The following is a 12,652-nucleotide window of genomic DNA, read 5'->3' as shown; positions in this document are numbered from 1 at the left end:
ATGTATTGCATAATACCTTTTAAAAGATATATATTTGCATTGTAAAGTATTATATAAATCATTTCACTATGCAATACAACAACCAAAATACCAATGCTTTTTTAATACATATTTCTGCTTTTGCAGGGTATTTATTTCCTTTAGGAAGTATTATCACCCCGCTTATATTATGGCAAACCTTAAAAGAGAGAAGTCCTTTTTTAGATGAACATGGTAAAGAGGCCGTTAATTTTAACATCAGTTATAGTTTATACATTTTTATACTAGGCCTTTCTTTTATTCCTTTTTTCTTCGGAAGAATTTTCAACGGATTTGATGGTATAGATATCGACTTTGGTGGATACCATGGACACGGAGGATTGTTTGGTATTTTTGGATTCGCTTCTGTTGTAAGTATTGTCGCTCTTATTAAAGTAGCGCTGATAATTATAGCAGCCATGAAAGCTAATAAAGGTGAAATGTATAAATATCCACTTACAATAAAATTTATAAAATAACCCATAAACCGCATTACATGAAGATAGAAAACACAAAAGCACAAATGCGTAAGGGAGTTTTAGAGTACTGTATCTTATCTATTTTACAAAAAGGAGATGCATACACCTCTGAAATACTCTCAAATCTTAAAAGTGCTGAAATGATTGTGGTTGAAGGAACCATATATCCGTTACTTACCCGCTTAAAAAATGCAGGATTATTAAGTTACAGATGGGAAGAATCAACCTCTGGACCTCCAAGAAAATATTACGTACTCACAGAAAATGGCGGAATGTTCTTGAAAGAATTAGACAAAACATGGCATAATTTAGTAAACGCAGTAAACCAAGTAACAAGTACAAAATCAACTAAAGATGAATAAGACAATAAATATAAACCTGGGCGGATTTTTCTTCCACATAGATGAAACTGCCTATCAGAAATTAAAACGATACTTAGATGCCATCGCTCGTTCGTTAAGCGATGATCCGCAAGGAAAAAATGAAATTATTGCAGACATAGAAGCTCGTATTAGTGAGTTACTATCTGAAAGAATTACCGATGCTCGTCAAGTAGTAAATGAAAGTGATATTGAAGAAATTATTGCTATCATGGGGCAACCTGAAGACTATGCGGAAGCTGAAGAAGGGTATAGCGAAAATACTTCTTTCAACTATAAGAGAAATACTTCTAACAAAAAAATGTTTAGAGATGGTGATGACAAGTTTCTAGGAGGAGTATGTTCTGGACTTGGGCATTATTTTAATATCGATGTGGTTTGGATTCGTTTAGCTTTCCTTATTTTAACATTAGCAGGATTTGGTTTTGGAATTATAGGATATATCATTTTATGGGTTATCCTTCCAGAAGCTAAAACTACTTCAGAAAAGTTACAGATGGAGGGTGAAGCTGTAAATATTGACAATATTGAAAAAAAAATTCGTAATGAGTTTGAAAACCTTTCTTCAAAGGTAAAGGAAGGCGCCCATGATTTATCGGATAAAATTTCAAATGCTGATTATCAAAAACTACGTAACCAAACTAAATCTGGTTTTCAGGATTTCATAGACACTATGGGTAAAATTTTACTAGCCGTATTCAAAGTGTTTGGTAAATTCATGGGCGTTTTATTAATATTTATCGCTGGTATTACAATCATTTCATTGCTACTAACCTTATTTTCTGTAGGAAGCTTAGAAATCTTAAATTTTGATGGAGACATGATTCACTACCCTCCTTTCTTTTATGATTCGGCTATGCCTAAATGGTTATTGATGACATTTGTATTTTTCTTAATAGGAATTCCTTTTGCTGTCCTATTTATTTTAGGATTACGAATTTTATCTCCTAATGTTAAAAGACTTGGTATTGCAACAGTTTTAACATTATTCGGGCTTTGGTTAGTATCTTTATTAGCAATCGGATTCTCTGGTATTGAATATTTTACCACACATGCTTACGATGGTGCACATGTTTCAAAACATAGTATTACCTACAATCAAGAAGAGCCTTTAAAAATACGAGTAGTAAACGATGATAATATTTACTATCAACATAGTTTGCGTAATAGAGATAATTCAGTATCTGTTCATGTAAATGATAAAGAAATGAAATACTCTAATGATATAAATATCGATGTCCGTAAGAGTGAAACTGGTAATGCTTATATAGAAATAAAGAAAACTTCTGAAGGAAGAAAGCGAAATGATGCCAACATTAATGCAGAAGCCATTCAATACAACTTTAAAACAGCTAACAACACTATTGTTTTTGATGCCTTTTTTATTAGCGAATACAAGAACATGTGGAAAGATGAAGAAATTGATGCTGTTTTATACATTCCTGAAGGAACAACTATATACTTTGAAGGTTCGTCTCGTAACTTTTTAGATGATGTAAAAAACGTCCAAAATGTATACGACCGTGATATGGCCAACCATCATTTTAAAATGACTTCTAAAGGCTTTAACTGTTTAGATTGTGATGAAGAAGATATTAATAATGAAGATTCTGACGATTGGGATTCTGATAACAATGATGAGGTAAGCTTCTTATTTGACAGCACAATTAATAATACAAAAGCTGAATTTATTATCTCAAAGAAAACTACTGAAAGTGAACTTAACAAATTAATCAATTGGTTTAAAGATCGTAAAAATATAGATATTGATATTGTTAGCGCTAAATTTAATAATGATAAAACAATTGATAATCTAGTTTTAGGAATTGATTGTAACGACGGATATGTAGGTAGTATTAAAATTTCAAACGGTACATTAGATACTATATCAAAAGGATTCCGTAGACTGTATAATGAAGAAGGAGCTTTAAGCTTTAAAACTTGGTAAATGCATAAACTGAAAAACTATGAATGATTTATTTGACTTCTTCTTTAAGGGTAACTTTTTTATGAAAATAGTTACACTTCTATACACACTCTTACTTTCATGGGTAATGAATGGACAAGTACAAGAAATTCCTAACTACAAACCTGTTGATATTGATCTACACAATCAAATTGTAAAAATGGATAGTATATTCTTTAACGCTTATAATACTTGTGACATGAAAACACAAGCAGGTATTTTAAGTGATGATATTGAATTCTTTCATGACAAGGGTGGTTTATCTACCTCTAAAAATGAAATCATAGCTGCCACTAAAAAAAATATTTGCGGTAAGGTTACTCGTACCTTGATAAAGGGTAGCATTGAAGTATACCCTATTAATAAGTATGGAGCCGTTCAAATAGGTTATCATAAGTTTTTTAATAATAGAGAACCTAACGCTAAATCTATTCCTAGCAAGTTTATTGCTATCTGGAGAAAAGAACATGAAAAGTGGTTAATGACAAAAATTATTAGCCTGCATTAAAAATATAGTTGACACTAACAACATTAGTTCATTGGTTAGCTAACTCCGATGAAACTAATACTTGGTTTTATTAGTTAAGTCAAAGCTGTACAGCTTTGGCTTTTTCTTTGCATGAATCTCACTTATTAAAATACTAAAACCTATATCTTTGTTTAAAACATTCCTTGTATGAATTTAACCATTGAGAACATTTTATTAATAGGGTCTTTATTACTTTTAATAAGTATTATTGTAGGAAAAACATCTTATAAATTTGGAGTTCCTACTCTACTCCTTTTTTTAAGTATCGGAATGCTTGCAGGCTCTGATGGTATTGGAGGTATTATTTTTGACGACCCAAAAGCCGCACAATTTATAGGAATTGTTTCTTTAAATTTTATTCTATTTTCTGGTGGTTTAGATACAAATTGGAAAGCTGTTAAACCTATACTTAAAGAAGGGTTAGCACTTTCTACTTTAGGAGTATTGCTTACCGCTGTTTCCTTAGGACTATTTGTTTGGAATGTTACCAACTTTACGATATATGAAAGCTTATTATTAGGTGCTATTGTTTCTTCTACCGATGCTGCAGCTGTATTCTCTATTTTACGCTCTAAAAACTTAGCATTAAGAGAAAACTTGCGCCCTACTTTGGAGCTAGAAAGTGGTAGTAACGACCCCATGGCTTACGTATTAACTATAGCTTTTTTAACACTAGTTATTCATCAAGATCAAAGCTTAACCTCTATAATACCTTTATTTTTACAGCAAATGATATTTGGTGCTATTGCTGGTTTTTTGTTTGGTGTGCTTAGCAAAAAAATAATAAACTCAATAAAACTTGATTTTGAAGGGTTGTATCCTGTTTTGGTTATTGCACTTATGTTTATTACTTTTTCTTTCACTGATTTTATAGGTGGTAATGGCTTTTTAGCTATTTATATTTGTGCTGTTTATTTAGGAAACCAAAACTTAATTCATAAAAAGACTATTTTAAAAATGTTTGATGGATTAGCTTGGTTAATGCAAATAGTACTGTTCTTAACCTTAGGACTACTTGTTTTTCCTTCACAAATTGTTCCTTATATTGGTATTGGACTTATTATTTCACTCTTCTTAATTTTTATTGCTCGACCTGTAGGAGTTTTTATTAGTTTACTTTTTTTTAAAATGAAATTAAGGAGGCGTTTTTATATTTCATGGGTTGGCCTACGTGGGGCCGTTCCTATAGTATTTGCTACCTACCCTCTTTTAGCTGGTATAGATAAAGCTAATATTATTTTTAATATCGTATTTTTTATATCAGTTACTTCTATTATAATACAAGGTACAACACTTAGTATTGTTGCAAAATGGTTAAACGTTGCTTTGCCTGAAGAAACAAAAAAATTAAGTGCCACAGATATGTTGTTAGAAGAAAACCCGAAAGCTTTAATGCAAGAAATTATAATTACAGAATCATGCAAATCGGCAAATAAAAAAATTGTTGAATTAAACTTTCCTAAAAACGCTATTATAGCCATGATAAAAAGAGATGGTAACTATATTACTCCTAATGGTTCAACTACAATAAATAATGCTGATATTTTAATTGTTCTTGCTGATAAAAAAAGTGTTTTTAAAGAAGTTAATAAAAGTCTTAAAAATTAACTTTTTATGAGTTTTAGTATTATTTAATAAAGTAACTTTGCAGTATGAATAAGGTTTTGAAATTTCTAAGTCTACTTTTTATTACAACGGTATATTTTACCGCTATTGGGTATACTCAAGAAGAGCAATCTTTTTCTAATAAGTTACGCAAACCTAATTCTGCTCTTAAAGAATATAAACAAAAGCTTTCTTCTAAGGGGTTACAGCACACTACAGAATCAGAAAATCTTACCAATCACTTTAACAACCTTCCTTCTACTAATGTAAAAAACACATTCTCAGAAGCAGGCATCAATTTTAAATCTGTTGAATTATTTTTCAACAGAAAATATATTCAATACATTTCTTTATCAAGAAATACTATAGTAAACTATAGAAAATCTGATTTAATATTTCCTTTTCATTACCATTGGTGATTTTTTTGAACTTTAATATTCAACTAATCAATTTTATCATAAAAAATATACTCTTAACTAATAATTAATTAAGAGTAAAACCCAATTTAATTAAAAATAAATGGATTTAGGAACCATAATCATTGGTGCTGTACTATTAGTTATATGTATAGTTCCTTTTATACTTGTACGTAAAAAACAATTAACAAAAAAGAAGAAAAAACTTCAAATACTAAATAATATTTCTCTAGAATATAACTGTAATATAGAAGAATATGAATTTTGTAATGATTTTGTTTTAGGAATTGACAAATCTAAAAACTATCTTTTCTATTTTAAACAATCTGAAGAAAACACACAAAAAGAAGTCATAAATCTACAAACAATTGAAGAATGTATTGTTATTAAAAAAACACGAAGCATAAACGATAGAACAATTGAATTAATAAAGCTGAATTTTATAAAAGATAATGAAACTACTTCAATTATTATTTATGATGAAAAAAAAGACCTGTTAATTAGCAACGAATTACTAGTGGCAAATAAATGGGCTCTTCTAATTAATAGTAGTTTAAAAAAACAATAAGCTTTAATATATAATCTAAGCCTTAGAATTACTTAAGGCTTAGATTTTTATTAAACTCTTTTTATACTTGCCTAACATTTTTTTTATGAATATTTTCGACAAAAATTATAGTTATAAATTAACTGCTATGTAAATACAAAAAGAATAAAGTGATTACCAAAAAAGTTTCTTCGTTCTTTCTATTATACAAACAACATTAAATAAGTGAATATGGGAAAAATTAAAATTGAAAGCACTGTTGGTGCTAAAATTTATGCTAATGAAAAAGAACTAGGTTTAATAAAAAAAGAAAACAAAGAATATGTAGTAGAAAACGGCAGATATGAAATCTATGCCAAAGCGTCTTGGTGTGGTAGTCAAAAAATAAATATAAATGTTACCGATGATAAAACCATCACCTTAACTCTTAACAGTTTTAAATACGAGGGAATTATAAGAACAATTATGATGTTACTTGTTGCTTTATTTATGTTTTCAAAAAGTCTCTTTTTTTTAATTCTTGCAGGAATTATTATTCTATATCCTTTATACTATATTTCTTTTGGAAAAGATAATTACTTAGAATTAAATGAGAAGCATGAAAACAACCTAGTTAATACACAAAACATTTAATTTTTACTTTAACAAACCACAACTTGTTTAATTAATACACCTATAAAAAGCTATGAACTACAAAATAATAAAACTACTCTTTGACCCAAGAGAAACGATTAATAAAAAAGAATTTTTATTTGGAATAATAATTTTATTCATTTTAGCCTTCTCTCTAGTTATTAATTTTATCACAAATATTAGTATCACAGCATTTATAAGCCATAAAGGAGTTCAAAAATTAGCTACATATCAAATTATACAGCCATTTACTATCCCTTATTTGCCTATTAACTTTATACTTTTTTACAGTTCTATTATTCTAGCAATTAAAAGAGTTAAAGACCTTAATTCTAAAGTATGGGTAGGTGTACTAACCGGAATATTTATCTTTCTTTTTTTTGATGTTACTTTCTTAAAAACAACTACTAGCACAGGAACACTTTCTAATTTATTAGGAGTAGAAATAAATAATGAAGTAAAAAATTATCATCTATTTAATATGGGGATTTATATACTTTTAGGAGTAAGTTCCATATTCATTCTTTCGATTCTAAAAGGGACAAAACACTATGTAAAAGATGTTTACAATAAAGGAAGATTAACCATCTTTCAATTTATTAATCAATTAGGTTTTTTACTTATTATCATTTTTGTCTTGTCTATACTTTTTATTACTCTTTTTGGTATCGCTAGTAATAACAATACTCTTAATTTCCTTAATCGAAACATGTTTTGGCAATCAATTATTCTTGGTTTTACTAGTCTTTTAATTATTATGTGGTATTTAAAACTGGTTTACATGAGATTAAAAAACACTACTTTTTCTTTCTTGAACTATTTTTTATGTTTTATAGTTTATATTATAAGTTTAGCCTCTTTAATTGTAATAACATATAAAGTTGATAATTTAAATTACATAAATACATATCAAACTTTTTTCTCGCTTATTAATATAGCATTTTCATTTATAAACCTTTCTTTATTTTTGTTAGACAAAGACTCGAAACCACTAGTGCTTGGTATTAAAAAACACAATTAATGAAACAGTTCTTCTGAAATTTTTAAATTCTCCTAGATTGATCATTACTAATCACATGGAAACGATTAACTATTACCCATTAACAAAAAAACTTAAAGTTATACTAACTAAACATAATATATTTAGTAAGACTCGTATTTTTTATAAAGATGGAAATAATAACTATTGAGTAAAAGCCTCTTTATATCAACATTATTGTATATTAACCATTATATGAGCTATATGAAATATAAAACCCTATTCCTTTCTTTTTAATTAATCACAACTTCAACATTTACTTAAAGTACCCCTGTAGAAGTTAGTAAAAATGATTTTCTATCGGTGACTCTATTAAAGTTAAGTCAGCTATTTAAAAAACAGAACACTCAACATTTATTCTCTTGAAAATTAAAAGGTTTTTTCTATAAATATTTTTTTATAAACTCTAAAGTTATTAGTGTTAGCTATAAAACTATGATTGATTACTTATTAAAAATTGAATTGTCCATCTCCAGAGTAAGGAGAGGAGAAGTAATAAAAAAAATACTGTAGCTTTGTAATTATGCAATGTTTCATTTACTCTTTTTCAGCTTCCCAAATTGGCGCAAGATTCCTTTTAAATTCTTTAAACCTATCTGGCATGTTTTTAAAAGGAGTAACAACAAAAGTAAAGCTGTCGTCTGCACTAAATCGCCAATAATTTCCTTTTAATGCTCCATCTTCTGTTTCAACATTCCAATCAGGGATATTAATTAAAGAGAATTCTTTAGCTTCTTTATTAAAATCTAAAGCAAAATCTCTTAATACATTTTCAGAAGGATACTTCAGTATAATTTTTGCGTTTAAATCCCCTTTATCAGTAACATAAAAAGTACATGATTTTGATGGATAGGTTTCTATTTCTTTTCTCCAATTTCTTGCTATCACCTTTTCTAGCTCTGTACTAACTTGCATACTATCTGCTTCATTCGCTATAAGTGCAAATATGTTTTCTTGAACTATGGTTATTGTTTGCTTATTTGGGTTTATGGTAACGGTTGTTTTCTCCGCTCCTATCCTACTGTTTTCTCCAAAGAAAACTCCCAATACAAAAAATGCTATTTTTATTACTTCCATCTTTTAAAAATTACATAGCTGTTATTAATTAAAAAGCCGAAACATATGTTTCGGCTTCAAATATTTTAGTTAAACCAAATAGTAAATGATTTAATTTTGGCTAAATCTGGAATTTGTTCTTTGGTTACTTTTTGAGTACTAAATTCTTTTAAACCTAAATCTTCATTATCAATCGTTATTGTTGCGTTTAAATCATCAATAAATAAGGTTGCTGATGAAAATGATGACTCTACTTTACTTACCTTAGTATTTGCATTAATTTCTTGAAAAGTAGATTTTATATTTACTCCTGATTTTGTTTTAAAACGATCATCAAAAATCTCAATACTCTTAATTGTTGACGTAGAGTCTAATTGTTCTTTTGGAGTAATTGTTAGTAAATGCTTTCCTCCTTTTTCATATACTAAATACTTATCATCTTCTTGAAAAAGATTATTTCCTTTAGCCCCTTCACTTAATACTTTAACTACTGAGTCTTGCTTAAATACGTTTTCTATTTCGTTAACAGTTGTTTTCGTTGTTAACTTTCCTACTTTTCCTTTAGCAATATCAAATTTGCTATTACCACACTGGATAAATAGTACTGATATTACTGCGATAACTAAAGGTTTCATAAATGTTCTCATTTGTCTTCTTTTATATTTAAAACGTCTATTTCTTGTATTTCTTATTTTATTACTTTTTTCAAAATTCCAAAGGCTGCTCTTATAAAGGTAGCACTGGTTAATACCTTTACTATTGGGTTCATACGTGTGCTTCTACTACGTGTTGAAGATTTTCTTCTTGTTTTTTCTTCCTCCTCTTTGCGTGCTTCTTCAGTTTTTTCTTTGTTGACTTTTTCTATCTTCTCGTTTAGCATTTCGTAAGCACTCTCCCTATCAATAGTATCGTTGTATTTCGGGATTAATCTTGAATTATCTAAAACTTGTTTAATTTCCTTATCTGTTAATACATCCATTCTACTCATAGGTGCACGTAACATGGTTCGTGCCAATGGTGTTGGAATTCCTTTTTCATTTAATACAGAAATCAACGCCTCTCCTATTCCCAACTGTGTTAATACTTCTTTAGTATCGTAATATTCAGAATCTGGATAGTTTTCTGCGGCTAATTTAATTGCTTTTCTATCTTTTGCTGTAAAGGCACGTAAGGCATGTTGAATCTTCATTCCTAACTGTGCTAATACGTCTTCCGGAACATCTTTTGGGTTTTGTGTTACAAAGTATAATCCTATTCCTTTAGATCGAATTAATTTTACGATGCTTTCTATTTGACTTAATAACGCTTTTGAAGCTTCATCAAATACTAAATGGGCTTCATCTATAAAAATCACCAATTCTGGTCGACCACTATCTCCTTGTTCTGGAAAAGTTTCATATACCTCAGCTAGTAACTGTAGCATAAAGGTTGAAAACAACTTTGGTCTATCTTGAATATCTGTCAAGCGTAATACAGAAATAACGCCACGTCCGTTTTCATCAATACGAGTTAAATCGTCAACATCAAATGATTTTTCTCCGAAGAATAAATCACCTCCTTGTTGCTCAATTTCAACAATTTTTCTAAGAATAGCCCCAGTACTTGCGGTAGAAATTCGTCCGTATTCTTTTTTAATCTCTTCTTTTCCTTCATTGGTTATGTATTGAAGGATTTTCTTGAAATCTTTTAAGTCTAATAACGGTAATTGGTTATCATCACAATATTTAAAAATAATCGCTACAATTCCAGATTGTGTTTCAGTCAAATCTAAAATACGTGATAATAAAACAGGTCCAAATTCAGAAACTGTAGCACGTAAACGAACTCCGTTTTGTTCTGAAATTGATAAAATTTCTATTGGATATTTTGTTGGAGTAAATGGTATTCCGATTTTTTCATGGCGTTCATCAATCTTAGCATGCCCTGGGCTTGGTTGTGCTAATCCACTTAAGTCTCCTTTTACATCCATTAACAATACAGGTATTCCTTTTTCTGACATGTTTTCTGCCAGCACTTGTAAGGTTTTTGTTTTTCCTGTTCCTGTTGCTCCAGCTATTAATCCGTGACGGTTTAATGTTTTTAAAGGAATATTTACATGAGCGTTTGTTACAGTTTCTTCTCCTAACATTCCTGCTCCTAGCGTAATAAACTCTCCTTTTGTTGTATAGCCCTCTTTGATGTAATTGAAAAACTCTTCGGTTTTACTCATTATTTATGACCTTTTTTGTGATAAAAACACGTAAAAGTAACAAAAATCATTCATTAATTTTTAATGTTGCCTATCTTTGCACTCTTATGTTGAAAAAAGAAGTACAAGAGTTAATTAATACAGGAGAAATGCTTCCGTTAATGGAAGAATTTTACACGATTCAGGGAGAAGGGGCACACACTGGTACTGCTGCTTATTTTATTCGTATTGGTGGTTGCGATGTAGGTTGCCATTGGTGTGATGTAAAAGAAAGCTGGGATGCTAATTTACATCCGCCTACAAAAACGGATATTATTGTTGAAAATGCAAAGAAATATGCCGAAACTGTGGTAATTACAGGTGGAGAGCCTTTAATGTGGAGTTTAGACTATATTACAGGGCAACTTCAAGAAAAAGGTATTAAAACACATATTGAAACTTCTGGAGCGTATGACTTTTCTGGGGTTTGGGATTGGTTTTGTTTATCGCCTAAAAAAACAAAATTACCTTTAGAACGTGCTTATCAAGAAGCAGATGAGTTGAAAATGATTATTCATAATAAAAATGATTTTCAGTTTGCTGAGGAACAGGCTGCTAAAGTTGGTAAAAAATGTAAATTATTTTTACAACCTGAATGGAGTAAAAAGGAAAAAATGACTCCTCTAATTATTGATTATGTGATGGAGCATCCTCAATGGAAAATTTCCTTACAAACACACAAGTATTTAAATATACCATAAACAAAAAAAGCAACCATACTTCGACTACGCTCAGTAAAAAGGTTGCTTTTTTAATATTCATTAGGTTCTATATGAATTAAAACATGCTCCAAGTCTGGGAGTTTTTCTCTTAAATAGTCTTTTAATTTATGAGCAATATCGTGTCCTTCTTTTACTGTAATAGTACTATCTACAATCGCATGTAAATCTACATGATATTTCATTCCTGCTTTACGAACAAAGCATTTTTCTGTTCCTAAAACACCTGTCACTTCCATAGATTTTTCTCTTATTTCTTCTATTAAATCATCATATACATGTTCATCCATTATTTCACCCAGTGCTGGTCTAAAAATTAGGTAACTATTGTATAAAATAAAGAACGAAGCCAATAAAGCTGCCCAATCATCAGCAGTTTCATAACCTTCTTTAAAAATAAGTGCTATTGAAATCCCTATGAATGCCATTACAGAAGTAATTGCATCACTTCTATGATGCCACGCATCTGCTTTTAAAGAAGAACTATTAGTTTCTTTACTCTTTCTGATAACCACTTGAAAGGATATTTCTTTCCAAATAATAATTGCCCCTAAAACGAGTAACGTCCATGGTTTAGGAGTTTTGTGTGGAGTTTGGATATTCTGTATACTTTCATAGGCAATAATTGTAGCCGAAGTTACCAAAAAAGCAACTACTACAAAGGTGATTAAAGGTTCTATTTTTCCGTGTCCGTATGGGTGATTTTTATCTGCAGGTCTTTTCGCATATTTCAACCCTAACAACACTAAAAGAGAAGAAAAAATATCGGTAGTAGATTCAATTGCATCTGCTATTAACGCGTATGAGTTTCCAAAAATACCTGCTAGTCCTTTTATAATTGCTAAACTAGTATTGCTTAGAATACTAAAATAGGTGGTTTTTATAGCTAACTCTTCTTTACTCATTGAATTATGATATTACAATCTCTTTTTATGAGGTTGTACGAAGGTACTTGAAAAGTATTGAAAAAAAAAGACTCACCAATTAGCGAGTCTCTTGGATAGTTTATAAAACTACCACTTTAACAACAATTAATAG

14 protein-coding genes are annotated in these 12,652 nt (G+C 29.6%); 10 read left to right on the top strand and 4 right to left on the bottom strand.

The genetic code is table 11. The features are described from left to right. The first annotated feature begins 68 nt into the window (after positions 1 to 68). The 9 genes from ABHQ57_RS08175 to ABHQ57_RS08135 all read left to right on the top strand — a co-directional run bounded on the left by ABHQ57_RS08175 (position 69) and on the right by ABHQ57_RS08135 (position 7,594). Entirely contained in the window at positions 69 to 497 is a 429-nt protein-coding gene (locus ABHQ57_RS08175) for a DUF4870 domain-containing protein (protein ID WP_389863233.1), read from the top strand. A gap of 17 nt (positions 498 to 514) precedes the next feature. After that, on the top strand, positions 515 to 859 hold the full coding sequence (locus ABHQ57_RS08170) for a PadR family transcriptional regulator (RefSeq protein WP_047789417.1): 345 nt from the start codon (positions 515 to 517) through the stop codon (positions 857 to 859). After that, positions 852 to 2,825 (top strand): PspC domain-containing protein, encoded by a 1,974-nt coding sequence (locus ABHQ57_RS08165; RefSeq protein ID WP_167713977.1) that lies wholly within the window; start codon positions 852 to 854, stop codon positions 2,823 to 2,825. The genes ABHQ57_RS08170 and ABHQ57_RS08165 overlap by 8 nt, the downstream gene beginning before the upstream one ends. A 19-nt stretch (positions 2,826 to 2,844) precedes the next feature. Beyond that, positions 2,845 to 3,351, top strand: a complete 507-nt coding sequence (locus tag ABHQ57_RS08160) for a nuclear transport factor 2 family protein (RefSeq protein WP_231128419.1) — start codon at positions 2,845 to 2,847, stop codon at positions 3,349 to 3,351. Between the two features lie 168 nt (positions 3,352 to 3,519). Next, positions 3,520 to 4,980 carry a potassium/proton antiporter gene (locus ABHQ57_RS08155; RefSeq protein WP_167713978.1) on the top strand — a complete coding sequence of 487 codons (1,461 nt, stop codon included), beginning with the start codon at positions 3,520 to 3,522 and terminating at the stop codon, positions 4,978 to 4,980. A 44-nt stretch (positions 4,981 to 5,024) separates the two neighbouring features. Further along, positions 5,025 to 5,396, top strand: coding sequence for a hypothetical protein (locus ABHQ57_RS08150; RefSeq protein ID WP_047789415.1), 372 nt, complete (start codon positions 5,025 to 5,027; stop codon positions 5,394 to 5,396). 100 nt (positions 5,397 to 5,496) lie between these two features. Then, positions 5,497 to 5,961, top strand: a complete 465-nt coding sequence (locus ABHQ57_RS08145) for a hypothetical protein (RefSeq protein ID WP_159490839.1) — start codon at positions 5,497 to 5,499, stop codon at positions 5,959 to 5,961. Positions 5,962 to 6,171: 210 nt separating this feature from the next. After that, complete coding sequence (locus ABHQ57_RS08140) at positions 6,172 to 6,573, top strand: hypothetical protein (protein ID WP_167713979.1); 402 nt, start codon at positions 6,172 to 6,174, stop codon at positions 6,571 to 6,573. 52 nt (positions 6,574 to 6,625) lie between these two features. Continuing rightward, positions 6,626 to 7,594: a hypothetical protein gene (locus tag ABHQ57_RS08135; protein WP_167713980.1), complete on the top strand. Its 969-nt coding sequence runs from the start codon at positions 6,626 to 6,628 to the stop codon at positions 7,592 to 7,594. Positions 7,595 to 8,149: 555 nt separating this feature from the next. On the opposite strand, the gene ABHQ57_RS08130 is transcribed toward ABHQ57_RS08135, so the two are convergent. The 3 genes from ABHQ57_RS08130 to ABHQ57_RS08120 form a co-directional block, all read right to left on the bottom strand. After that, the gene (locus tag ABHQ57_RS08130; protein ID WP_047789410.1) at positions 8,150 to 8,689 is read right to left on the bottom strand and encodes a hypothetical protein; all 540 of its coding nucleotides are present in this window, start codon (positions 8,687 to 8,689) and stop codon (positions 8,150 to 8,152) included. 65 nt (positions 8,690 to 8,754) lie between these two features. Beyond that, a complete protein-coding gene (locus tag ABHQ57_RS08125) occupies positions 8,755 to 9,315 on the bottom strand; it encodes a hypothetical protein (RefSeq protein WP_047789409.1) in 561 nt (186 codons plus the stop codon). A gap of 41 nt (positions 9,316 to 9,356) precedes the next feature. Beyond that, a complete protein-coding gene (locus tag ABHQ57_RS08120; RefSeq protein WP_159490833.1) occupies positions 9,357 to 10,877 on the bottom strand; it encodes a helicase HerA-like domain-containing protein in 1,521 nt (506 codons plus the stop codon). 86 nt (positions 10,878 to 10,963) lie between these two features. Here ABHQ57_RS08120 and ABHQ57_RS08115 point away from each other — a divergent pair, with 86 nt between their 5' ends. Continuing rightward, positions 10,964 to 11,596, top strand: a complete 633-nt coding sequence (locus tag ABHQ57_RS08115; protein ID WP_167713981.1) for a 7-carboxy-7-deazaguanine synthase QueE — start codon at positions 10,964 to 10,966, stop codon at positions 11,594 to 11,596. 50 nt (positions 11,597 to 11,646) lie between these two features. Here the strand turns inward: ABHQ57_RS08115 and ABHQ57_RS08110 are convergent, their stop codons facing one another. Next, positions 11,647 to 12,519 (bottom strand): cation diffusion facilitator family transporter, encoded by an 873-nt coding sequence (locus tag ABHQ57_RS08110; RefSeq protein WP_167713982.1) that lies wholly within the window; start codon positions 12,517 to 12,519, stop codon positions 11,647 to 11,649. Between the last annotated feature and the right edge of the window lie 133 nt (positions 12,520 to 12,652).

The sequence above is a fragment of the Tenacibaculum sp. ZH5_bin.1 genome, from assembly GCF_042865525.1.
In the GTDB taxonomy this organism is placed as follows: Bacteria; Bacteroidota; Bacteroidia; order Flavobacteriales; family Flavobacteriaceae; genus Polaribacter; species Polaribacter mesophilus.
The sequence above is the reverse complement of the archived record's forward strand: the minus strand, read 5'-3'. Positions and strand labels throughout refer to the sequence as shown.